This window comes from Sandaracinobacter sp. T42 (assembly GCF_059115405.1).
In genome coordinates, this window is record NZ_CM181101.1 from 352,180 (window position 1) to 374,678 (window position 22,499).

Annotated in this window: 25 protein-coding genes; 5 read left to right on the forward strand and 20 right to left on the reverse strand. The window is 67.5% G+C overall.

Annotation, left to right across the window (positions count from 1 at the left end):
* Window positions 1-18: 18 nt before the first annotated feature.
* From ACW9TV_RS01690 to ACW9TV_RS01735, 10 genes are all read right to left on the reverse strand, one after another.
* Window positions 19-192, reverse strand: a complete 174-nt coding sequence (locus ACW9TV_RS01690) for a hypothetical protein (RefSeq protein WP_494304138.1) — start codon at window positions 190-192, stop codon at window positions 19-21.
* Window positions 193-397: 205 nt separating this feature from the next.
* The gene (locus ACW9TV_RS01695) at window positions 398-1,264 is read right to left on the reverse strand and encodes an N-formylglutamate amidohydrolase (protein WP_494304139.1); all 867 of its coding nucleotides are present in this window, start codon (window positions 1,262-1,264) and stop codon (window positions 398-400) included.
* The gene (locus ACW9TV_RS01700; protein ID WP_494304140.1) at window positions 1,261-1,623 is read right to left on the reverse strand and encodes a HesB/IscA family protein; all 363 of its coding nucleotides are present in this window, start codon (window positions 1,621-1,623) and stop codon (window positions 1,261-1,263) included. Before ACW9TV_RS01700 ends, ACW9TV_RS01695 begins: the two co-directional genes overlap by 4 nt.
* Window positions 1,620-2,078 carry an SUF system Fe-S cluster assembly protein gene (locus ACW9TV_RS01705; RefSeq protein WP_494304141.1) on the reverse strand — a complete coding sequence of 153 codons (459 nt, stop codon included), beginning with the start codon at window positions 2,076-2,078 and terminating at the stop codon, window positions 1,620-1,622. The genes ACW9TV_RS01700 and ACW9TV_RS01705 overlap by 4 nt, the downstream gene beginning before the upstream one ends.
* Window positions 2,075-3,301 carry a cysteine desulfurase gene (locus ACW9TV_RS01710; protein ID WP_494304142.1) on the reverse strand — a complete coding sequence of 409 codons (1,227 nt, stop codon included), beginning with the start codon at window positions 3,299-3,301 and terminating at the stop codon, window positions 2,075-2,077. Before ACW9TV_RS01710 ends, ACW9TV_RS01705 begins: the two co-directional genes overlap by 4 nt.
* A complete protein-coding gene (locus ACW9TV_RS01715; protein WP_494304143.1) occupies window positions 3,298-4,023 on the reverse strand; it encodes a SufD family Fe-S cluster assembly protein in 726 nt (241 codons plus the stop codon). Before ACW9TV_RS01715 ends, ACW9TV_RS01710 begins: the two co-directional genes overlap by 4 nt.
* Window positions 4,020-4,760, reverse strand: a complete 741-nt coding sequence (gene sufC / locus ACW9TV_RS01720) for a Fe-S cluster assembly ATPase SufC (RefSeq protein WP_494304144.1) — start codon at window positions 4,758-4,760, stop codon at window positions 4,020-4,022. The genes ACW9TV_RS01715 and sufC overlap by 4 nt, the downstream gene beginning before the upstream one ends.
* On the reverse strand, window positions 4,760-6,244 hold the full coding sequence (gene sufB, locus ACW9TV_RS01725) for a Fe-S cluster assembly protein SufB (protein WP_494304145.1): 1,485 nt from the start codon (window positions 6,242-6,244) through the stop codon (window positions 4,760-4,762). The genes sufC and sufB overlap by 1 nt, the downstream gene beginning before the upstream one ends.
* The gene (locus tag ACW9TV_RS01730) at window positions 6,241-6,666 is read right to left on the reverse strand and encodes an SUF system Fe-S cluster assembly regulator (protein ID WP_494304146.1); all 426 of its coding nucleotides are present in this window, start codon (window positions 6,664-6,666) and stop codon (window positions 6,241-6,243) included. Before ACW9TV_RS01730 ends, sufB begins: the two co-directional genes overlap by 4 nt.
* A 96-nt stretch (window positions 6,667-6,762) precedes the next feature.
* Complete coding sequence (locus ACW9TV_RS01735) at window positions 6,763-8,598, reverse strand: DUF885 domain-containing protein (protein WP_494304147.1); 1,836 nt, start codon at window positions 8,596-8,598, stop codon at window positions 6,763-6,765.
* 68 nt (window positions 8,599-8,666) lie between these two features.
* Here ACW9TV_RS01735 and ACW9TV_RS01740 point away from each other — a divergent pair, with 68 nt between their 5' ends.
* Together ACW9TV_RS01740 and ACW9TV_RS01745 are read left to right on the forward strand one after the other, a co-directional pair.
* Window positions 8,667-9,611 (forward strand): cation diffusion facilitator family transporter, encoded by a 945-nt coding sequence (locus tag ACW9TV_RS01740; RefSeq protein ID WP_494304148.1) that lies wholly within the window; start codon window positions 8,667-8,669, stop codon window positions 9,609-9,611.
* A complete protein-coding gene (locus ACW9TV_RS01745; protein WP_494304149.1) occupies window positions 9,611-10,177 on the forward strand; it encodes a thymidine kinase in 567 nt (188 codons plus the stop codon). The genes ACW9TV_RS01740 and ACW9TV_RS01745 overlap by 1 nt, the downstream gene beginning before the upstream one ends.
* A gap of 106 nt (window positions 10,178-10,283) precedes the next feature.
* Here ACW9TV_RS01745 and ACW9TV_RS01750 read toward each other — a convergent pair whose 3' ends face one another.
* The 4 genes from ACW9TV_RS01750 to ACW9TV_RS01765 form a co-directional block, all read right to left on the reverse strand.
* Entirely contained in the window at window positions 10,284-11,108 is an 825-nt protein-coding gene (locus tag ACW9TV_RS01750; RefSeq protein ID WP_494304150.1) for a cold-shock protein, read from the reverse strand.
* A 249-nt stretch (window positions 11,109-11,357) separates the two neighbouring features.
* Window positions 11,358-11,771 carry a hypothetical protein gene (locus ACW9TV_RS01755; RefSeq protein WP_494304151.1) on the reverse strand — a complete coding sequence of 138 codons (414 nt, stop codon included), beginning with the start codon at window positions 11,769-11,771 and terminating at the stop codon, window positions 11,358-11,360.
* A 92-nt stretch (window positions 11,772-11,863) separates the two neighbouring features.
* On the reverse strand, window positions 11,864-12,946 hold the full coding sequence (locus ACW9TV_RS01760; protein ID WP_494304152.1) for an NADH:flavin oxidoreductase: 1,083 nt from the start codon (window positions 12,944-12,946) through the stop codon (window positions 11,864-11,866).
* A 25-nt stretch (window positions 12,947-12,971) separates the two neighbouring features.
* Window positions 12,972-13,370: a DUF1244 domain-containing protein gene (locus ACW9TV_RS01765; RefSeq protein WP_494304153.1), complete on the reverse strand. Its 399-nt coding sequence runs from the start codon at window positions 13,368-13,370 to the stop codon at window positions 12,972-12,974.
* A gap of 135 nt (window positions 13,371-13,505) precedes the next feature.
* Here ACW9TV_RS01765 and pyk point away from each other — a divergent pair, with 135 nt between their 5' ends.
* A complete protein-coding gene (gene pyk / locus ACW9TV_RS01770) occupies window positions 13,506-14,936 on the forward strand; it encodes a pyruvate kinase (protein ID WP_494304154.1) in 1,431 nt (476 codons plus the stop codon).
* 6 nt (window positions 14,937-14,942) lie between these two features.
* Here the strand turns inward: pyk and ACW9TV_RS01775 are convergent, their stop codons facing one another.
* Complete coding sequence (locus tag ACW9TV_RS01775) at window positions 14,943-15,200, reverse strand: DUF6356 family protein (protein WP_494304155.1); 258 nt, start codon at window positions 15,198-15,200, stop codon at window positions 14,943-14,945.
* Between the two features lie 116 nt (window positions 15,201-15,316).
* Between ACW9TV_RS01775 and ACW9TV_RS01780 the strand changes: the two genes are divergently transcribed.
* Together ACW9TV_RS01780 and ACW9TV_RS01785 are read left to right on the forward strand one after the other, a co-directional pair.
* Window positions 15,317-15,796: an Lrp/AsnC family transcriptional regulator gene (locus tag ACW9TV_RS01780; RefSeq protein ID WP_494304156.1), complete on the forward strand. Its 480-nt coding sequence runs from the start codon at window positions 15,317-15,319 to the stop codon at window positions 15,794-15,796.
* Between the two features lie 107 nt (window positions 15,797-15,903).
* Window positions 15,904-17,196: an MFS transporter gene (locus tag ACW9TV_RS01785; RefSeq protein WP_494304157.1), complete on the forward strand. Its 1,293-nt coding sequence runs from the start codon at window positions 15,904-15,906 to the stop codon at window positions 17,194-17,196.
* 27 nt (window positions 17,197-17,223) lie between these two features.
* Here ACW9TV_RS01785 and ACW9TV_RS01790 read toward each other — a convergent pair whose 3' ends face one another.
* The 5 genes from ACW9TV_RS01790 to map form a co-directional block, all read right to left on the reverse strand.
* Window positions 17,224-18,387 carry an iron-containing alcohol dehydrogenase gene (locus ACW9TV_RS01790; protein WP_494304158.1) on the reverse strand — a complete coding sequence of 388 codons (1,164 nt, stop codon included), beginning with the start codon at window positions 18,385-18,387 and terminating at the stop codon, window positions 17,224-17,226.
* On the reverse strand, window positions 18,387-19,715 hold the full coding sequence (locus ACW9TV_RS01795; protein WP_494304159.1) for a spinster family MFS transporter: 1,329 nt from the start codon (window positions 19,713-19,715) through the stop codon (window positions 18,387-18,389). Before ACW9TV_RS01795 ends, ACW9TV_RS01790 begins: the two co-directional genes overlap by 1 nt.
* Before the next feature lie 98 nt (window positions 19,716-19,813).
* Window positions 19,814-20,902: an alpha/beta fold hydrolase gene (locus tag ACW9TV_RS01800; RefSeq protein ID WP_494304160.1), complete on the reverse strand. Its 1,089-nt coding sequence runs from the start codon at window positions 20,900-20,902 to the stop codon at window positions 19,814-19,816.
* A gap of 51 nt (window positions 20,903-20,953) precedes the next feature.
* Entirely contained in the window at window positions 20,954-21,595 is a 642-nt protein-coding gene (gene radC, locus ACW9TV_RS01805; RefSeq protein ID WP_494305013.1) for a RadC family protein, read from the reverse strand.
* Window positions 21,596-21,681: 86 nt separating this feature from the next.
* Complete coding sequence (gene map, locus ACW9TV_RS01810; RefSeq protein WP_494304161.1) at window positions 21,682-22,488, reverse strand: type I methionyl aminopeptidase; 807 nt, start codon at window positions 22,486-22,488, stop codon at window positions 21,682-21,684.
* Window positions 22,489-22,499: the final 11 nt, after the last annotated feature.

Consider the following 22,499-nt stretch of genomic DNA (forward strand, 5'->3'; position numbering starts at 1 on the left):
CCAAAGGCTGTCAGTTGTTCAGTCTGCGACCCGACCGGTTCTGCGACGACGGCCGCTTGCGGTCATGCCGATCATCATCGCGCCCAGACCCAGCGTCAGCCAGCTGGCGGGATCCGGGGCGATGCCCGAGGCAGCCAGCGCGGGCGTTGCGAGCCCGGTTGCGGCCAGTGCAGCGATGATCGATGTCCGCATTGCCGTACGACCCCTTTGTTCTTGATTATGGGTTCTTGACGTTCGCATCCCGGTATTCCGGTGAAGCTTGCAGCCCCTCATTAACCCAAAATCAGGTGAGCGGCTGTTAACCTTTGTGACATCGGACGCCAGTGGGCGCGCGACAGCCGGTGCCAAACTCAGGCCATGTCACATATGGCCTGACGGGGCAGCGGACAGACCGATGCTATTCGGCGGCGAACGGGAGCTGACGGCCGAGACCGAGCGCGGGGAGTGCGGATTCCAGCAGCGCCAGTACCCCCGCGACGAGGGCGGAAAGAGAGCCGAATCCGCCATGCGGGCGCAGCGAGGCTGGATCCATGTAAAGCGTGCGGTCGAACTCGAGCTGGACGCAGTGGATGCCATCCGCCGGTGCGGCGTGGTGCTGCGTGGTGTGGCCGCCGGCATAAGGCGCATTGCGCGCCACCTTCAGTCCGCACGCGGTGAAGGCCTGGTCCAGCCAGTCGACGAGTTGCGGCGCCGCGCTCTGTCCGTGGCGATCGCCCAGCACCAGCGTTGCCGGGGAAGGCCCCTCCAGCCGGGGCATGGAATGGACATCGAGCAGCAGGGCGTGGCCGTGGCGGGCTGCGGCGCGGGCCAGCCCCTCGCCGATGGCACGGTGCCAGGGGCGGTGCAGGCGTTCGATGCGCGCCGTGCCTGTTTCGGCGGGCAGGCGCGCGAGGTGGATGGGCTGGTTCGGGGCCACGACGCGCGGGAACAGGCCGTATCCGCGCCGCACCCGGTCCGAGATGTTGGGAAAGGGCGTGACGGAGCCGGAGAACATCGCCGGGTCCAGTTCGTCCTCGGCGCGGTTCAGGTCGATCACGGCGCGGCTGTGGGTGGCCTCGATCAGCGGCAGGCCGGTGGCGGCGGCCGGGGCGAGCAGCGCGCCGACATGCGCGTCCCCGATGCGGCGCAGCGCATGGGTGTCGAGCCGGCTGTTGGCGAGGAAATCCGCCGGAAGATGAGTTCCGCTGTGGGGTGAAGCGAGAAGGATGGGGCGCGCGCCGTCGAGCTGGCCGGTCAGGCTGTAGGGGGCGGGCCCGCCGCTCATATCGTGAAGGATTCTCCGCAGCCGCAGCTGCCCTTGGCGTTGGGGTTGTTGAAGACGAAGCCTGCGGTGAAATCATCCTCCACCCAGTCCATCACCGAGCCGATGAGGTAGAGCAGCGAGCCGCCATCAACATAGAGGGTGCCTGACGGCGTCTCGATCGCCTCGTCGCCGGGCTTGGGCGTTTCGACATAATCGATGGAATAGGCGAGGCCCGAACAGCCGCGCTTCGGCGTGGAAAGGCGGACGCCCGCCACCGGGTGCGGGGCCTTCGCGATCAGGTCCGCGATGCGGGCGACGGCGCCGTCCGTCAGCGTGATGGGCGCGGGGCGCGGGGCGCGGGTGCGGGGTTCGGCGATCATAGCATTCCAAGCTCCAGCCGGGCTTCGTCCGACATGTTCGAGGGGTTCCAGGGCGGATCCCACACAAGGTTCACGTCGCAGGTGGCGACGCCGGGCACGGCCATCACGCGCAGTTCGACTTCGCCCGGCATGGATTCCGCCACGGGGCAGTGCGGGGTCGTCAGCGTCATGGTGACGGTGACGTGGCCGTCGGCGATGTCCACACCGTAGATCAGGCCCAGATCATAGATGTTCACCGGGATTTCCGGATCGAAGATGTCGCGCAGCGCGGCGATCACCTGATCCTTCAGCGATTCGCCCTCAAGCGCCTGTTCCGGCTGAGGGCGTTCCTTGAGGAAGCCTTCCAGATAGTCGCGCTCGCGCGGGGGGGCGGCGAGCGGCGGCGCCTTCGGGGGCGTGGGGGCTTCCTCCACCAGTTCCACCTCGAACCGGCGGATGTCGGGCTGGTCGGTCATCCGAAGATCCTCATCGTGCGTTCGATGCCCTTCACCAGCAGCGCCACATCGGCTTCGTTGCTGTGGGCGGAAAAGCTGGCGCGGGCGGTGGCCGGCACGCCCAGCCAGCGCATCAGCGGCTGGGCGCAGTGGTGGCCGGCGCGGATGGAGACGCCGCCTTCATCCAGGATGGTGGCGACATCATGCGGGTGGACATCACCCACCGCGAAGCTGAGGATTCCGGCGCTGTCCGCCGGGCCGAACGGGCGGACGCCGTTCAGCCGGGCCAGTTCGGCACGCGCCATGGCGAACAGCGCACGTTCATGCGCGTCGATCGCGTCGATGCCGACCTGTTCCACCCAGCGGATCGCGGCATGCAGGCCGACGGCACCGACGATGTGCGGGGTGCCCGCTTCGAACCGCTGCGGGGCGTCGGCATAGGTGACGCGTTCGAAGCGCACTTCATCGATCATGGCGCCGCCGCCCTGCCAGGGGGGCATGGCATCGAGGATGGATTTCCGCACCCACAGCACGCCGATGCCGGTGGGGCCATAGAGCTTGTGGGCGGAGAAGCAGTAGAAATCGGCGCCCAGCGCCTGCACGTCGAGCTTGAGGCGGGGCGCGGCCTGGCAGCCATCCACCAGCAGCTTCGCGCCCGCCGCGTGGGCGGCGGCGGCGATGCGGGCGATATCGGCCACCGAGCCCAGCACGTTGGAAACATGGGCGACCGCGACCAGCTTCGTGGCCGGGGTGAGGCGGGCAATCAGCGCATCCTCGTCGATGCGGCCATCGGGGGTGAGCGGGGCGACATCGATCTCAGCGCCGGTGCGATCCGCCAGCATGCGCCAGGGCACGATGTTGGCGTGATGTTCCAGCTGCGTCAGCAGGATGCGGTCGCCGGGGCCGATATTGGCGTTGCCCCAGCTGTTGGCGACGAGGTTGATCGCCTCCGTCGCGCCGCGCACGAAGATGGTTTCATCCGCCCGGCCGTTCAGGAAACGGGCCGCCGCCTCGCGCGCCGCTTCATAGGCCTCCGTCATGTGGGCGGAGCGGGCATAGACGCCGCGATGGACGGTCGCATAGTCGCGGGCATAGGCGTTGGTGACCGCCTCGATCACCGGGCGCGGCTTCTGCGCGGTGGCGGCGGCATCCAGATAGGCCCAGCCCTCGGGCAGGGCGGGAAATTCGCCGCGAAGGTCGAGAAGGCGCGGCGCGGCGGCGAAATGGGCGGCGAGCGGCTTCATGCCCGCGCCTCCAGCCAGGCGGCCGTTTCCGCTTCCAGGGCGGACGGATCCGCCAGGCCCGAGAGTGCATCGGCGACGAACGCGCGGGTGAGGAGCGCCGCGGCCTGCGGGCGGGGGATTCCGCGCGATTCGAGGTAGAAGAGCGCGGCCTTGTCCAGCTCGCCCACGGTGCAGCCATGGGCGCATTTCACATCGTCGGCGAAGATTTCCAGTTCCGGCTTCAGGTTCGCCGTCGCGGTGCGCTTCAGCACCAGGGCGCGGGCGGATTGTTCCGCATCCGTCTGCTGCGCATCGCGCGCGACGGCGATGCGGCCGAGGCAGGTACCCGTCGCGCGCTCGTCCACGACGAGGCGGATGCGCTGGCGGCTTTGCGCGCCCGGTTCCAGATGGCGGACATCGGTGACGATTTCCTGCACGGTTTCGCCGTCGCCCAGAAGGATGCCGCCAAGATCGAGCGACGCGCCCGCGTGCAGGTGCGCCTCCACCGAGACCCGCGCGTAGCGGCCCGACAGCAGCACCACCACGAGGCTGAGGCTGGCGCCCGCGCCGAGTTCGACGCGAAGGTCGTGGAGGCCGCCTTCGGTTATGCGCACGATCTCTTCACGGGATTGCCCGGCGGGCACCGGAATCAGCCGGGCGGGCGGCGGCGGCCACAATGCCTCCACCGCCTTCAGGTCGGCATAGCGCCAGCTTTCCGACTTCCGTGTCGGAAGGGCTGTCATGCCGCGATTCCTTCATAGCCCTGCGCTTCGAGTTCGAGCGCGAGTTCGGGGCCGCCGGACTTCACGATGCGGCCGGCCGCCAGCACATGCACCACATCCGGCCGCACATGATCCAGCAGGCGCTGATAATGGGTGATCAGCAGCACGGCGCGATCCGGCGAACGGAAGCGGTTGATGCCTTCGGACACGATGCGCAGCGCATCGATATCAAGGCCGCTGTCGGTTTCATCCAGCAGCGCGAACTTCGGCTCCAGCATGCCCAGCTGGAAGGCCTCGTTGCGCTTCTTCTCCCCGCCGGAGAAGCCGACGTTCACACCGCGCTTCAGCATGTCCATGTCGAGGCCGAGAACGGCGGCTTCGGCCTTCACCTTCTTCATGAAGTCCGCGCCCGAGATTTCAGGCTCTCCGCGCAGCTTGCGCTGGGCGTTCATCGCCGTTCGCAGGAACAGCAGGTTGGAAACGCCGGGGATTTCGACGGGATACTGGAAGCCGAGGAACAGGCCGGCGGCGGCGCGTTCATGCGGTTCGAGGGCGAGCAGATCCTGGCCCTCGAACGTAACGTCGCCCGCCGTCACCTCATAGCCTTCGCGGCCTGCGAGCACATGCGCCAGCGTGGACTTGCCGGCGCCGTTCGGCCCCATGATGGCATGCACTTCGCCGGCCTTCACGCTGAGGGTGAGGCCCTTCAGGATCTCGCGCGTGCCGACGGTGGCGTGGAGGTTGGTGATTTCAAGCATCAGCCGACTGAACCTTCGAGTGAGATACCGAGGAGCTTCTGGGCTTCGACGGCGAATTCCATTGGGAGCTGCTGCAGCACTTCGCGGCAGAAGCCGTTGACGATGAGGGCCACGGCCTCCTCGCCGGAAAGACCCCGCTGCATGGCGTAAAACTTCTGGTCCTCGCTGATCTTGCTGGTCGTTGCCTCATGCTCGATCTGGGCGGAGGGGTTCTTCACCTCGATATAGGGGATGGTGTGCGCGCCGCAGCGGCTGCCGATCAGCAGGCTGTCGCACTGGGTGAAGTTGCGGGCGTTTTCGGCGCTCGGCCCCACCCGGACGAGGCCGCGATAGGTGCTGTCCGACCGGCCGGCCGAAATGCCCTTGGCGACGATGGTGGAGCGGCTGCCCTTCCCCATGTGGATCATCTTGGTGCCGGTATCGGCCTGCTGATAGTTGTTGGTGACGGCGACGGAGTAGAATTCGCCGACGCTGTCTTCGCCCAGCAGAACGCAGCTCGGATATTTCCAGGTGATGGCGGAGCCGGTTTCCACCTGCGTCCAGCTGACCTTGCTGCGCGCGCCGCGGCAGAGCGCGCGCTTCGTCACGAAATTGTAGATGCCGCCCTTGCCGTCCCTGTCGCCGGGATACCAGTTCTGGACGGTGGAGTATTTGATCTCGGCGTCTGTCTCCGCCACCAGCTCCACGACGGCTGCGTGCAGCTGGTTCTCGTCGCGCATGGGGGCGGTGCAGCCTTCGAGGTAGCTGACATAGCTGCCTTCTTCCGCGACGATCAGCGTGCGTTCGAACTGGCCGGTGTTTTCCGCGTTGATGCGGAAATAGGTGGAAAGCTCCATCGGGCAGCGCACGCCCTTCGGCACCAGCACGAAGGTGCCGTCCGAAAAGACGGCCGCGTTCAGGCAGGCGAAGTAATTGTCGCGCACGGGCACCACGGAGCCGAGGTGCTTGCGGATGAGATCGGGATATTCGCGGATCGCCTCGCTGATGGACAGGAAGATGACGCCCGCCTTCTTCAGCTCCTCGCGGAAGGTGGTAGCGACCGAAACGCTGTCGAACACGGCGTCCACCGCGACCTTGCGCGCGCCTTCCACCCCGGCGAGCACCTTCTGCTCCTCGATGGGGATGCCCAGCTTTTCATAGGTGCGGCGGATTTCCGGATCGAGTTCGTCCAGGCTGGCCAGCGTCGGCTTTGCCTTGGGCGCGGCGTAATAATAGGCGTCCTGATAGTCGATCGGCGGGATCTTCAGCTTGGCCCAGTCCGGCTGCTCCATCGTCAGCCAGATGCGCCAGGCCTTCAGCCGCCACTCCAGCATCCACTCCGGCTCGTTCTTCTTCGCAGAGATGAAACGGACCGTCTCTTCCGAGAGGCCCTTGGGTGCGAAATCCTGCTCGATGTCAGTCGCGAATCCCCATTTGTAGGTGGAGAGTTCATCGACGGCGGCAGCAGCCTCGGCGTTGCGGGGTTCGGTGGTGGCGTTTGTCATGCGGGTTGCGTTTCACGAGGCGCGAGTTCGGCGAGGCTGACGCCTTCGAGCGCGGACTTCACGGCGCGGTTGACGGGCGCCCAGTGCGGACGGACGGCGCAGCTGGCGGACAGATCGCAGCATTGCGCGCCCGGCTGGCCGCAATGGGTGAGCGCGATGGGGCCGTCGATCGCTTCGACGATGTCCGAAAGGCTGATCCCCGAGGCGGGGCGGGCCAGTGCGAAGCCGCCGGCGACGCCGCGCTGCGAGGTGAGAAGCCCGGCGCGCCCAAGCTGGCCCATCAGCTTGGCGACGGTGGGTGCGGGAATGCCTGTCAGCTGGGCGACCTGGGCAGCAGACGTCAGCCGTCCGTCGGCGGCGGCGCGGGCAGCCGCCGTCATCACGACAACTCCATAATCGGCAAGGTTTGACAGGCGCAGCATGACTCGAATCGATTTCAGACCGGATTTGTCCGGTTTAGATGGGTTGGCGCGCCGACGCAATCAAGACGTCGTCGCGCGCGCCCGGGACCCCGGCCGTCAGCCGCGCTTGCGGGCGGCGATGTAGGCGTTCACATTTTCTTCCAGCACCTCCATCGGCACCGCGCCCGACAGAAGCACGGCGTCGTGGAAGTCGGCGTAGCTGAACTTCGGCCCCAGTTCCTTCTGCGCCTTGTCGCGCAGTTCGCTGATCTTCAGCCGGCCGATCATGTAGGCGGTCGCCTGGCCGGGGAAGACGGCATAGCGTTCGATCGCCTTCACCACGCCGCCCGGCGCATCGGCCGAGTTATCCAGCACATACTGGATCGCCTGTTCGCGGGTCCATTTCTTGTCGTGCAGGCCGGTATCCACCACCAGGCGGATGGCGCGGTGCAGCTCCAGCTGCAGGCGGCCGAAATCGCGGTAGGGATCGGTGTAGAAGCCCATGTCCTTGCTGAGCTTTTCGGCATAGAGGCCCCAGCCTTCCGACCAGGCCGTGAAGCCGCCGAAACGGCGGAACGGCGGCAGATCCTTCAGCTGGCTGGTGACGGCGCCATCGAGATGGTGGCCGGGAACGCCTTCATGAAAGGCCAGCGCCTCCACCTCGGTGTTGGGCATATCGGCCATGTCGTAGAGGTTCACATAATAGATGCCGGGGCGCGAACCATCCGGCGCCGGGCGGTTGTAGAAGGCCTTGCCGGCGGACTTTTCACGGAAGGGTTCCACGGCCTTCACCGTAAGCGGCGCCCTGGGCGTGGCGGCGGGGCTGAAATAGTCCGGCAGCTTTGCCGTCATCGCCTTTATCGCCTTGTCGGTTTCCGACAGATACTGGGCGCGGCCTTCCGCGGTGTTGGGGAAATAATTTTCCGGCCGGGTGCGCATGTGCTGGAAGAAGGCCTTCAGATCCCCCTGAAAGCCGACCTGCCTGCGGATCGCATCCATTTCGGAATGGATGCGGGCGACCTGACGGAGCCCCAGATCATGCACCTGCGCCGGGGTGAGATCCGTGGTGGTGTAGAAGCCGAGGCGTTCGGCATAGTATTTGTCGCCGTCGGGGAAGCGCCAGATGCCGTCGCCTTCAGGCGCGCGGGCCTGCTGGGCCGAAAGAAAGGCGGCGGTGCGGGCATAGGCGGGCTTCACCACCTGCACCAGCGCCGTACGGGCGGCAGCGATCAGCGCATCCTTTTCGGCCTGCGGGATATCGAGCGCGCCGACCTTGGCCTTGAAATCGGCGTAGAGTGCCGAATCCGGCCCGTCGTCGAACGGTGCGCCCCGGGTGATGTTGGCAATGTCGGACAGGACATAGGGGAAGGTCCAGCGCGGGGGGATGACGCCCTTCTTCTCGCTGTCCTGTGCATTTGCGATGGCCTGATCCAGCACCGTGCCGATGCCGTTCAGGCGGCTGACATAGGCCTCCGCCTCTGCCTTGCTGCCCACGCGGTGCAGGTTGATCAGGAAGGAGGGAATCCCGCTCTGCACGCCGTTCATCTGATCGAAGCTGTAGCGGAAGTGGCGCAGGGGCCAGGCCTTCGCCTGCCGGTTCATCTGATATTCGAACAGGCGGTAGCTGAGCTTCGACTGGCCGGAGAGCTTCGCCGGATCGAAGCGGCGCTTCATTTCGGCGAGCGCGTCCTGGCCCAGCTGATAGCGCGCCAGTTCTGCCGCGTCGCTGTCGTCCGTCCATTTGCCGTAGTCGGCATCGCGGATGCCCCGGAACGTCTTTCCTTCCGGGCTGAGCGCGAGCTGCCTGCTGTCGAACGCGTCGAAGAAGGCGGCGAGCGCCGCATCCTGTTCGCCCCGGGCCTGCTGGAGCGAAGCCTGACCGGCGCCCGCCGGCTGAGCGACAGCGGGGGCGGCGAGGACGAGGGCGGTGGACAGAAGGAAGGCGCGCAGCATCGGTTTCTCCGGATTGGCGGACTGAAGGGCTGTTGCACCGCCGCGCGGCTGACTGCAAGAGTGGCGCGATGGCCACCCATTCCCACCACCATGGACCTGCGCACGGGCATCATCCGCACGGGCCGCACGATCATCATGCGCATGCCCCCGTGGCCGGCTGGCGCTATGGGCTGGCGATCGCGCTGAACCTGGCGATCGTGGGCGTGCAGCTGGTGGCGGGCTTCGCGCTGCAATCGACGGCGCTGCTGGCGGATGCCGGGCACAACGCATCCGACGTGCTGGGGCTGATCCTGGCAGGCTGGGCGGCCTGGCTGATGACGCGGCCCGGATCGGAACGGCGGACCTACGGCTATGGCAAGGCCGGCGTTCTGGCGGCGCTGGCGAACAGCCTGCTGCTGGTGTTCGCCTGCGGCGCGCTGGCGTTCGAGGCCGTGGAGCGGCTGATCCACCCGCCGGCGGCGCCCCCGCCGGGCGGGATGGTGATGCTGATCGCGGGGATCGCCGTGGCGATCAACCTGCTGTCGGGCTGGCTGCTGATGGGGGGGCACCCCGAGGATGTGAACCGGCGCGCGGCCGTGGTGCACCTGTTCGCGGATGCCGCCGTTTCCGGCGGTGTGCTGCTGGCGGGCGCGCTGATCCTGTGGACGGGGGCGAAATGGGTGGACCCGATCGCCAGCCTGGGGATCGTGGCGGTGATCCTGGCGACGACCTGGCGCATCCTGTGGCAATCGCTGGACATGGCGCTGGACGCCGCCCCGCGCGGGGTGGACGTGAGCGCCGTGAAGGCCTGGCTGGCGCAGCAGCCGGGCGTGACCGACGTGCACGACCTGCACATCTGGCCGATCAGTGCCACGGAAACGGCGCTGACCGCGCACCTGGTCGTGCCGGCCGGCAGCGGCGACGGTCTGATCGAAGCGGTGACCGAGGGGCTGAAGCGGGAGTTCGGCATCGGCCACCCCACCATCCAGGTGGAACGGACGGACTGCGACCAGTGCGAAGTGGCCGCCGGCTGATGGCACAGCTCTACTTCTACTATGGCGCGATGAATGCGGGAAAATCGACGACCCTGCTGCAGGCAAGCTTCAACTATCGCGAACGCGGCATGACGACGACGCTGTGGACGGCGGCCGTGGACGACCGGGCCGGTGCCGGGCGGATCGGATCCCGTATCGGGCTGGAGGCGGACGCGCACATGTTCGGGCCCGGAACCGACCTGTTCGAGGCGGTCGCGGCCGCACCGTCCGATTGCGTGCTGGTGGATGAAGCCCAGTTCCTGACGCCCGCACAGGTGGACCAGCTGGCAGCCATCGTGGACCGGCTGGGCGTTCCGGTGCTGGCCTATGGGCTGCGCACCGATTTCCTGGGCCAGCTGTTTCCCGGCTCTGAACGGTTGCTGGCGATCGCGGACAAGCTGGTGGAGCTGAAGGCGGTGTGTCACTGCGGCCGCAAGGCGACGATGAACCTGCGCGTGGACGCGGCGGGCCGGGCGCTGACGGAGGGCGCGCAGACGGAGATCGGCGGCAACGACCGCTATGTGGCGGTGTGCCGGAAGCATTTCAGCGAGGCGTTCGCGGGCTAGGATCTGCCGCGACGCAGATGAGGGGGGCGGGGGCAGAAAAGAGGCGGACAAAGGAAAAGGGCGGAGGTTTCCCCCCGCCCTTTCCTGTTCGGAACCTTGCCGGAACTCAGAGGAGTTCGAGGTTCACGGCCGCCTGCTTGCCGCGACGATCCAGCTCCAGCTCGAAGCTGATGCGCTGGTTTTCGGGCAGATTGGACAGACCCGCGCGCTCGACCGCCGAGATGTGAACGAAGGCGTCAGCGCCGCCGTCATCCCGGGCGATGAAGCCGAAGCCCTTCTGGCCGTTGAAGAATTTGACCGTGCCTTCATAGCGCGTGCCGTCCGTGACAGGCGGCGGGCGGTTGCCGAAGCCACCACCAGCCGGGCGCGGACCGCGCTCGAAGCTGCCGCCTTCCCGCGGCGGGCGCGGTGCGCGTTCCTGCGGTTCGATCACGTCGCCAACGATGGTCACGTCCGTCGCGGAGATGCGGCCGTTGCGATCCGTCAGCGAGAATTCGATTTCCTGATTCTCGGCAATGTTGGTGAGACCGGTGCGTTCCAGCGCGGAAATGTGCAGGAACACATCCTCGCCGCCGTCATCGCGCACCACGAAGCCGAAGCCCTTTTGCGCGTTGAAGAACTTCACCTTGCCACGGCCCTGGCCGATCACCATGCCGGGGCCGCCGCGCGGGCCGCCGCCACCGAAGCCGCCGCCGCCGAAGCCGCCACCGCCGCCGCTGCGCGGGCCGCCGAAGCCGCCACCACCGCCGCCGCCGAAGCCGCCGCCGCCGAAGCCACCCTGACCGCCGCCGAAGCCGCCGCGACCATAACCGCCACCGCCGCGACCGCCGCCGAAGCCGGAATCGAATTCGAACCCGCCTTCTTCAAAACCGCGAGACCGCTTGTCGTCGCCCCGCCCGCGGCCGCCGCGCCGCTTGTCGTCGTAACTCATTTTGGGAAACCGTCTTTCAAACTTCGTACCGCCCAAGTCTTGCACCCCGGATCGCCCGCAAGCACCTGACCATGTTCGCCACCACTTCCATTTGCGACACGGATCCGGCGAATTCCGGAAGCCGAGCCGCAAGCCGCGCCCCCGGCAGACCCGGGAACAGCTCAGGCCGGCAAGCCAGTCTGAACCTTCACTATCATAGCTTATCCACAGCCCATGCGCGAGTCGGATTCTCGTGCGCCTATCAACCGATCAGGATGCGCCGGAATCGCGATGCGGCCATGGCTGCGGAGAGATGCCGGCCCGCCAGTCCGACAGGCTGACCCCCTTACCGGCCAGCGCCCTGTCGCGCCAGCGCTGCTGGGCCGCGAGGCGGCGCAGATCCCGGTCCCGGCGGATGACGTAGACGAGGATGCCGAGGCTGAGGGCGCACAGCGCCGCCATCATCGATTCCGCCGGCGAACTTCCCAGCCAGGCCGCACCCGCCGAACCGCCCGCGACCAGCACGATATCCAGCCGGGCGCGGCGGTGAATGCTGCGGGACAGGCGGCGCGACCGTTCCGCATCCGAATCCAGGCCGGCTTCTGCTGCAAGCCAGGCCCCGGAAAGCTCGGCTACGGGAATCCCGGCTTCGGTGGACGGGCGGAAATCATGCGACGGATCCAATGGCCTGCCCTTTCGATGGTCGGGCAGGTTCACGGCCGGAGGACGGCAGGGTTTAGCCTGCCGCCCGGCCGATCATCCAAGGAAATCGGGAATCAGTAGAGTGTCGCCAGCGCCTTGCGGTCGTAGGGGGTGAAATCGGAGCGGCCTTCGCGCACCTTAACGGCCCAGTCGGGATCGACGATGAGGGCGCGGCCCACGCCGACGAGGTCGAACTCACCGGTGGCGAGCCGGTCAACCAGCCCGTCGATGGGGGTGGGCTGGGAGGCTTCGCCGGCGAAGCCGGCGATGAACTCGCCCGACAGGCCGACGGAGCCGACGGTGATGGTGGGCTTGCCCGTCAGCTTCTTCGCCCAGCCGGCGAAGTTGAGGGGGGAGCCTTCGAACTCCGGTTCCCAGAACCGGCGCTGGGAGCAGTGGAAGATGTCCACGCCTGCGTCCGCCAGCGGGTTCAGCCAGTCCGCCAGGGCGTCGGGGCTTGCGGCGAGCTTCGTTTCATAATCCTGCTGCTTCCACTGGGAAAGGCGCAGGATCAGCGGGAAATCCGGGCCGATGGCGGCGCGGACAGCCGAGACGACCTCTCGCGCGAAACGGCTGCGATCCTGCCCCCACACGTCGGCTCGCTGGTTGGTGCCGCTCCACTGGAACTGGTCGATCAGATAGCCGTGCGCGCCGTGCAGCTCGATCGCGTCCATGCCGATGCGCTTCGCGCTGGCGGCGGCGTCCGCGAAGGCGTCGATTGCCGCCTCGATGTCGGCCACCGACATTTCATGGCCCCAGTCTCGGCCGGGCTTGTAGAGGCCGGACGGGCTTTCGGCGTTCGTGTCGTCGCGGTTGGCGGGGTTGATCGCCGAGCCGACGTGCCACAGTTGTGGCGCGATCTTCCCGCCTGCGGCATGCACCGCCTCCACCACGCGCGCCCAGCCTTCCAGCGCGGCCTCGCCATGAAAATGCGGCACGGCCGGATCGTTGGCGGCGCCGGGGCGGTTCACAACCGTGCCTTCGGTGACGATCAGGCCGACCTGCGCGGCTGCGCGGCGGGCGTAATAATCCGCCACATTCGCGCCGGGAACGCCCCCGGGCGAAAAGCTGCGCGTCATCGGCGCCATGACGATGCGGTTGGACAGATCCAGCTTCGGGGAATGGAAAGGCTGAAACAGGGCTTCGATGTTGGCCAAGGGGGAGTGTCCTTCGTGGGGTGAATCAACGGGGGCGGGTGATCTGCGGCGGATCGGAGGCGGGGAAGCTTTCGTCCAGTTCCTCGTCCAGCTCCCGGCTCTTCGCCAGCTTGCGGAGACGTTCGTTCGTCTCGAGGCTGGCGTTCATGCGGGCAAGTTGCTCGGGCGACGCCTCCAGCTGCCGCGCCTTGAAGTCGGCATAGGGCTCTGCATAGACGATGTTGCGCGCTTCTTCCCGGGTGAGGGGCGTGGGCGTTTCGACCGAAGCCTCCGCCAGCCAGTCCGCCAGACAGTTGCGGCAGAAGCCCGCCACGCCCATCAGATCGACATTGGCGACATCCTGCCGGAGACGCAGATGGTCCAGCAGGCGGCGGAAAGCTGCGGCTTCGAGCCGTTCCAGTTGCGGATGCGGGGAATCGGTCATTTCTGGTTGCCCTTCGTCTGGCCGTCTTCGGATCGGTGAAGTAAGGACCGCCGCAAAGGGTTGCCAGCCCCAAAGCGAACAGGAAATGTTGTGCCCGCCCAATCTCTGTCTCATCGTCCACCCCGTTCCCGCCATGTGCGCGTTCTTGCGACGCTGGGCCCTGCCTCGTCCACGGCGGCGGAAATCCGCGCCCTTTACGAAGCCGGGGCCGACGCATTCCGGGTGAACATGAGCCACGGCGACGACGCCTCGAAAGTGGCGCTGATCGACACCGTGCGATCGCTGGAGGCGGAGATCGGTCGGCCGATGACGATCCTGGCCGACCTGCAGGGGCCGAAGCTGCGCGTCGGGCGGTTCGTGGACGGACGGGTGGAGCTGGCAGCCGGTCAGCGGTTCCGGCTGGATGCAGACCCCGCCCCCGGCACCGCGCGCCGCGTGCAGTTGCCGCACCCGGAGATCCTGGCGGTGCTGCACCCCGGGCACCGGCTGCTGCTGGACGACGGCAAGATCGTGCTGCGCGTGACCGAGACGCTGGACGGCGCGGTGGAGACGCAGGTTGTGGTGCCCGGCACGCTTTCCAACAACAAGGGCCTGAACGTGCCCGACGTGGTGGTGCCGCTGCCGGCGCTGACGACGAAGGACCGGCGCGACCTGGCGCTGGCGCTTGAGGCGGGCGTGGACTGGATCGCCCTGAGCTTCGTGCAGCGCGCCGACGATGTGGCGGAAGCGAAGAAGCTGATCGGCGGCAAGGCCAGCCTGATGGCGAAGATCGAAAAGCCGGCCGCGCTGGAGGATATCGACGCCATCATCGAGCTGGCCGACGCCATCATGGTGGCACGCGGCGACCTGGGCGTGGAACTGCCGCCCGAACAGGTGCCCGGCGTGCAGAAGCGGCTGGTGGCGGCCGCCCGCTGCGCGGGCAAGCCCGTTGTCGTCGCCACGCAGATGCTGGAATCGATGATCCTGTCCCCCAGCCCCACGCGGGCCGAGGTGTCGGATGTGGCCAATGCCATCTTCGATGGGGTGGATGCGGTGATGCTGTCAGCGGAAAGCGCGGCGGGCAAATGGCCCGTGGAGGCGGTTTCGATGATGGATTCGATCGCGCGCGAGGTGGAGCAGGACAGCGCCTATCCGCAGCAGATGGGATTCGTGGAAACCACGCCCGAGCCGACGACCGCCGATGCGCTGGCCCGCGCGGCGCATTCCATCCAGAAGACGGTGGGGGCAACCGCGGTGGTGGGCTTCACCACATCAGGGTCCACCGCGCGCCGGATCGCGCGGGAACGAATCCCGGCCAATATCCTTGTCATGACGCCGAAGCTGACGACCGCGCGGCGGCTGGGGCTGACCTGGGGCGTGCATGCCGTGCACACGCGCGACATCGGCAGCTTCGAGGAGATGGTGGCGAAATCGAAGCGCATGGCGCTGCGGCACCACATCGCCACCCCCGGCGACCGGCTGGTGGTGATGGCGGGCGTGCCGTTCGGCGTGCCCGGATCGACCAATGTGCTGCACGTGGTGCGCGTGGTGGGCGACGAGCTTCAGCGCTACACCAAGAAGGACTGACGCGCTTCAGATATTGGCGGCGATCCAGAGCATCGCTTCGTCCGGCCGTGCCGGCTGGACCACCCGGTTGGTGACCATGCGATGGTGCAGGCGGATGATGATCCGGCTGCCCGTCCGTTCGCACAGGCCGGGCACCAGCGCGTGCAGGAAGCAGGCGCCGCTGGCCTTCAGCATGGCCCAGCCGAAGCTGCCGGCCATGCCCATGTGCTGAAGATAGGTTTCATTCACGGACGCGGGGTGATCGACGAACAGGCGACGGAACATGATGATCCCTTGGCAGTGGCTTACCGGCGGGGAAGCTAGGACAGGATCGCGAAAATTCGATTCCTTTTTTCACTGACTATTGGCGTGTTCGTGGAATCTCATTATTCATTTTCGCCGTGTCAGAGAAAATCCTTCTTGATGCGGCGGACAGGCGCATCCTGGCGTTGCTGCAGGGCGATTGCGCCCTGTCGCTGGCGGAGATCGGGGAGGCTGTGGGCCTTTCGGCCACGCCCTGCTGGAAGCGGATCCGGCGGCTGGAGGCCGAAGGCGTGATCCGGGGCCGTGTGGCGCTGCTGAATCCGGAAGCCGTGGGACTGGGGGTGACGGCCTTCGTGGCGGTGAAGGCGGGCGCGCATGACGAGGCCTGGCTGACCCGCTTCAATGAAGGGGTTGCCCGCATTCCGGAAGTGATCGAACTTTACCGCATGGCGGGAGAGACGGACTATCTTCTGAAAGTCGTCTGCAGGGACATCGCGCACTTCGACCGGATCTACAAGCGGTTGATCCGGGTGGCGCCGATGGGCGACGTATCATCCAGCTTCGCGATGGAGCGGATGAAGTCGACCACAATCCTCCCCCTGACGGAGACTGTCTGACCAGCCCAGCCCCAGCAGCGCCTTCCGCGCAGACGCGGCCGCCAGCCGGCGGCCTTTCCCGATCCGCCTGGTGCTGGGCCGCGTTCGAGGGGTTCCGAAACCCGGCCGTGGTTCTGATCACCATCTATGTGTTCATGCCCTATTATGTGCAGGCGGTGGCCGCGACCCCGGTTGAGGGGCAGGCCCTGGTGGCGCGCGCCGGGCAGATCGCGGGATGGGCCGTTGCGCTGACGGCGCCGCTGATGGGCATGGTGGTTGACCGGCTGGGGCCGCGCAAGCCGATGCTGACGCTGGTGGTGCTGGGGATGATGCCGCTGTACGCGGCCATGTGGTTCGTGACCCGCGACGGACCGATCGGCCCGGGCCTGTTCATCGCCATCGCTGCGACCAAGTCCGTGCTGTTCGCCTGGAGCGAGGTGCTGCACAACGCGCTGCTGGTGCCGGCCGCGCGCGGGCAGGTGGCGAAGACGTCCGGCCTGGGGCTTGCGCTGGGCAACGCCACATCCGTCGGCTTCCTGATCTTCGTTCTGCTGGCCTTTTCCCTGCCGGGGCAGGTGGACTGGGGCTGGGTGCCGGCGCAGCCGCTGTTCGGAGTCGACCAGGCCACGCATGAGCCCGCGCGCCTGACCGGCCCGCTGGCCGCCGCCAGCCTGGGCATCGGCCTCCTGCTGATCCTGTGGGGTGTGCCGGATGCCGCGGCGACCGGCGAGAAGGCGGGCGCAGCCCTGCGCAAGGGCTTTGGCGACCTGGTGGCCATGCTGCGCGAACTGAAGACCGAACGCGAGGCCGCCAAGTTCCTGGCGGCGCGGATGCTCTATGTGGACGGGAAGACGGCGATCCTGCTGTTCGGCGGCGTGCTGGCAGCGGGCACGATGGGCTGGGGCACGCTGGAAATGCTGGCCTATGGCATCACCCTGTCCGTCCTGGCCGTTGTCGGCGGGTTGCTGGCCGGAAGGCTGGACATGGCACTGGGGCCGCGCAACGCGGTGCTGCTGGAAATCGCCGTGACGGCCACTGCGCTGGTGGTCCTGCTTGGAACACGGCCGGGGATGGCGGCCTGGATGCCCGTTCCGACGGCGCCGCTGCACGACGGGCCGATGTTCCGCACGCCAGCCGAACTGGCCTTCATCGCCATCGCCGGGATATCGGCCATTTCGATCACGGCGGCCTATGCCTCTTCCCGGACGCTGCTGACGGTGCTGGTGCGACCGGAACGTGTGGGCACCTTCTTCGGGCTCTATGCCCTGTCCGGCACGGCGACGATGTGGCTGGGGCCGATGCTGGTGGCCTGGGGGACGCTGGCGACGGGCAGCCAGCAGGGCGGCTTCGCCACCGTGCTGGGCCTGCTGGCGGCGGGCTTCCTTCTGCTGCTGACGGTGAAGGCCCCGCGCCGCCACTGAAAGGCAGCAGGAGCGGCGCGCCCCGGATCAGCCGCTCCAGACCTGTTGGTAGAGCCGCGCCATGTCGTCGAGCGTCGGCACGCGCGGATTGTTCGCGGGGGAGCCCGACGCGAGGGCCTGTTCGCACATGGTGGGGATCAGGCCGTGCCATCGATCGCCATCGATGCCATGGCTGGCGGGCGTGGGAACTTCGAGATCGCGGTTGAGGGCCACAAGCTCCTCGACCAGCCGCACGACCGCGGACTGGTCGCCTTCCCCCTCTGCCGCGATTCCCATGGCGCGGGCGCAATCGGCGTAGCGGCGGGTGGCGAAGGGGGCCGACCAGGCCGTGACGGCGGGCAGCAGCATCGCGTTGGAAAGGCCATGGGGCACATGGAAATGGGCGCCGATGGGACGGCTCATGCCGTGGACGAGGGCGACCGAACTGTTGGAGAAGGCGATCCCGCCCTGCAGCGCGCCTGCCATCATCGCCTCCCGCGCGGGGCGGTCCGACGGATCGGCCCACACGCGGCGGAGGTTCGGCGCGATGAGGCGCATTGCCGACAGCGCGATTCCATCGGTGAACGGATTCGCGCGGCGGGATACATAGGCCTCGATCGCGTGGGTGAGGCTGTCGATCCCGGTATCCGCCGTCAGCCGGGGCGGCTTCGCCAGCGTGCGTTCGTAATCGACCAGCGCCGCGACGGGCAGATAGGCGAGGCCGGCGCAGAGCATCTTTTCGTCCGTCGCTTCATCGGTGATGACGCAGACGCGGGTGGCTTCCGAACCGGTGCCCGCCGTGGTGGGGATGGCGATGACGGGAAGCCCCGGCGCATCCTGCACATGCGGCACCCGGTAATCCGCCATGCGGCCGCCGTGGACGGCCAGCATGGCGATGGCCTTGGCGCTATCCAGCGGAGAGCCGCCGCCGAAGCCGACGACGCAATCATGATCGCCCTGTTGCAGCGCCGCCAGCCCGGCTTCGATCGAGGCGACGGTGGGATCCGGCACGGTTCCGGTGAAAACCCGCGCCGTCAGGCCGGCCGCCTTCAGATCCTGCAGCAGTGGATCGAGGAGGCCGCTTTCCGACAGGAAGGCGTCCGTCACGAGGAAGGGGCGGCTGAGGCCGAGCCCCGCGAGCAGATCCGGCAGCTGGCGCGACGCGCCGCCGCCCAGGCGCAGGATCCGGGGCAGCGCGATGGTGGCGACCATCAGCTGACCATTTCCTCGCGGATGCTGCCGCGGGCCATCCAGAACAGGACGGAGGCGAACACGCCGGACAGCGTGAACAGCGCAAGCGACCAGCGCACGCCCTGCGCCGGGCCGAGGCCGAACGGCCCGGCCAGCACGTCGCTGAGGGCGCCCACAAGCAGCGGCCCCATGCCCAGCCCGATCAGGTTCACGATGAACAGCAGGATCGCGGTGGCGGTGGCCCGGGTTTCCGGGCGGACGAGCCCCTGGATCGCGGCATAGGCCGGGCCATACCACAGGCCGTTCAGGATGGGCGGCAGCGCCATCAGCACGATGGCGAGCATGGCGGATTCGACGAACAGGGCGGTGATATAGATGGGGATTCCCAGCAGCGTCGAAATGGCCGGGATGCCCATGTAGTGCCGCAGATCCTTCGCCCCGAAGCGATCCGCCAGCTGCCCGCCCAGCCAGATGCCGAACGCCCCGGTAAGCCCCACCACCAGCCCCAGCGTGAGGCCGAGGAAGCCAGCAAGGCCGAGGCCATAGCCGGCCGCGATCTGGGTGAGTTCGGCCCCGTGATTGCGGAAGAAGAAGGGGGCGATGAAGGCGCCCGAACCATAGCCGATGAAGGCCTTGATGGAGACGCCCCAGGCGATCAGCCAGAAGGTCCGCTTGCCGCGGATTTCCGCCAGTGCATCGGCGAAACTGGGCCCGTTCGCCCGTTGCGCCGCGAAATCCGCCCCCATCTGCCGGCGCGGTTCCTTGAGGGTGGTGGCCGCGACAATGGCCATCACGACGCCGGGCGCCCCGGCTACGAAGAAGGCCGTGCGCCAGCCCCAGGCATCCGCGATCAGCCCCCCCAGCGCCATGCCCAGAAGCCCGCCGATGGGGGTGCCCAGCGAGTAGAAGGCCAGCGCCGATGCGCGCTTCTCGCGGGGGACATAATCGGAAATCAGCGAATGGGCCGGCGGCGTGCAGCCGGCCTCTCCGATGCCGACGCCCACGCGGGCCAGCACCAGCTGCCAGAAGCTCTGCGCGAAGCCGCACAGGATGGTGAAGAAGCTCCACGCGGCGACGGCTGCGGCGATGATGAAGGGGCGGTTGCCGCGTTCGGCATAGCGGGCGATCGGGATGCCCAGGATGGTGTAGAAGATGGCGAAGGCCAGCCCCGTCATCATGCCCAGCTGCCAGTCCTTCAGGCCCAGCTCGTTCTTGATCGGCTCGGCGAGGATGGTGACGATCTGGCGGTCGAGGAAGTTCAGGATGTAGATGACCAGCAGGACCCACAGCGCGTAGCGGCGATAGCCTGGCGACATGGCCGGTGCGGCAGCGCCGGTCTGCTGGGTCATCATCTGTCCTCCCGGCGGCGCCCTCCCCGGCGCGGCCCTCCGGGGTGCATGGTCGCGGTTTTCCGGTGGCGCGCCACCCTAGCCATGTGGGTAGGAAATCACTCCGACCGGGCCAGAAGGTCGATCAGGTCCTGCTTCCAGAAGACCGCCCATGTGTGGGTGGAGTGGCCGCGCGTGTCTGCGGTTTCCGGAATCAGGATGAACTTCGCCTTCGGCATCTTCGCCACCTCGGTCTCCGCGATCCTGAGGTTGGGAGGGTTGATGAAATCGTCGGCGGAGTTGATCCAGGTGACGGGCACGCCGATCTTCCCGAGAAGCGGCGCGGGGTTGTAGTTGCGGCTGCTGTCGATGCGGTAGATCACGTCATTGGCGTCGTCCGTCATGCCGGCTTCGACCCGGCCTTCGAGCGCCTTTTCGGCCGCCGCCCGCGTGGGCGCCTCTGCCTGCATCCGCAAGGGAGCGGAGCCGGCGATCAGGCCGAGCGCGGCCGCCGTGCGCAGGCCCGCCTTCGGCTGTTCCACATAATTGCCGCCGTTCCAGGCCGGGTCCGCCTTGATCGCATCGATGGACATCTTGCGCCACATGCGGTTGCGGCCCGCGATTTCGACCGGCAGGCAGGCGGTGGGGAACAGCGCCTTCGCGAAGCCGGGATGGGTGGTGCCCCAGACGAAACTGTGCATGCAGCCCATCGAGGTGCCGGCCAGCAGCCGCAGACCGTTGACCTTCAGATGATCGACGAGCAGGCGGCGCTGCGCTTCGACCATGTCGGCATAGTCATAGGCAGGGAAGGCCATGCGCAGCCCGTCCGACGGCTTGGAGCTGCCACCATGACCGATCGAATCGGGCAGGACGATGAAGTATTTCGTGATGTCGAGCGGCTGGCCGGGGCCGTAGAGCGCGTCGGCGAACTGCGGCCGCAGGAACTGCGCGCCGGTGCCGCCGGTGCCGTGCAGGATCATGATCGCGTTGGTGACCTGCCCCTTCGCATCGCGCCGGGGGCTCCCCAGGGTGCGATAGTGGATCTTCAGTTGCGGCAGGACCTGCCCGGTGTGGAAGCGGAAATCCCTGAAGGTCGCGTCGGCTTCGGAAACCGGCCACTTTTCCGACACCTGTGCAGCAGCCGGCGCTGCGAGGGTGACGACGGCGGTAAGGGCGGCGAAGGCCGCAGAGGTCAGGATGGTGCGCATGCGCCCTTGTGGCGTGGTGCGCGCGAAGATGGAAGGCCCTGTCGCGCAGGGTCAGATCAGGCCCTGCGCCCTGAGGCTGACATGGCCGGTGCGGGCGATCACCAGATGATCGTGCAACTGGATCCCCAACGGCTTGGCGGCATCCGCGATGGCGCGGGTGAGCTGGATATCGTCGCGGCTGGGGGTGGGATCGCCGCTGGGATGGTTGTGGACGAGGATGACGGCGCTCGCCTGAAGCTCCATTGCGCGCTTGACCACCTCGCGCGGGTAGGCGGGCGCCTGGTTGACGGTGCCTTCGCCGAACTTCTCGTCGCGGATCAGACGGTTCCTGTTGTCGAGAAACAGGACCCGGAACTCCTCCGTCAGTTCATGCGCGAGGCGGGCGTGGAGATAATCGGTGACGGCCTCGAAGTTGGACAGCAGCGGCTTTTCCAGCGCCCGGCGCTGAAGCTGGCGGACGGACAGCGCCTCGACGAACTTCAGCGCGGCGGCGACCGATTCGCCCACGCCCTTCACCCGGGTGAGTTCGCCCGGCGAGGCGGCGATCACGGCGGGCAGATCGCCGAACTGGGCGAGCAGTTCCTTCGCAAGCGGCTTCACATCCTGCCGGGGGATGGCGAGCGCGAGCACATATTCCAGCAGTTCATAATCATGGAAGCCATCGGCCCCGCCTTCCAGCAGGCGCTGGCGCATCCTGTCCCGGTGGCCGGCCTTGCGGGCGGGATCGTCACCCTCGCCCCAGAGCCCCGGGGTTTCCTTCAGCTGCCGGGGCGGCACCTTCAGGCCGCGTAGGGCGGGTTCGTCAGCCCGGCGGGAGAAAGGGTGAAGATCTCGCAGCCGGTTTCGGTGATGCCGATGGAATGTTCGAACTGGGCGGAAAGCGACCGGTCACGCGTGACGGCCGTCCACCCGTCGTCCAGGATCTTCGCGTCCGGGCGGCCGATGTTCAACATCGGTTCGATGGTGAAGAACATGCCGGGCCTGAGTTCCGGGCCTTCGCCGGGCCGGCCGGCGTGGATGATGTTGGGCGCCATGTGGAAGTGGCGGCCGAGGCCGTGGCCGCAGAAATCGCGCACGACCGACAGCCGGTTGCGTTCCGCATGTTTCTGGATCGCGGCGCCGATGTCGCCGACCGTGTTGCCGGGCTTCGCCTGTTCGATCCCCAGCATCAGCGCTTCATAGGTGAGATCGACGAGGCGGCGCGCCTTGAGCGGCGGATCGCCCACCAGATACATGCGGCTGGTGTCGCCATGCCAGCCATCCAGCACCACCGTGACATCGATGTTCATGATGTCGCCGGGCTGGAGCGGCTTTGCTGAAGGGATGCCGTGGCAGATCACATGATTGATGCTGGTGCACAGCGCATGGGAATAGCCGCGATAGAAGATGGTTGCCGAAACCCCGCCGCGGGCGACGACGAAATCATAGGCGAGCCGGTCGAGTGCGAGGGTGGAGACGCCCGGCTGAACATGCGGCACCAGCATGTCCAGCACCTCGGCCGCGAGGCGCCCGGCCTTGCGCATGCCTTCGAAACCCGCGGAATCGTGGATGACGATGGTGCGTTCGTCGCTGTCGAGATCGGTCATGGCTGGGGTTC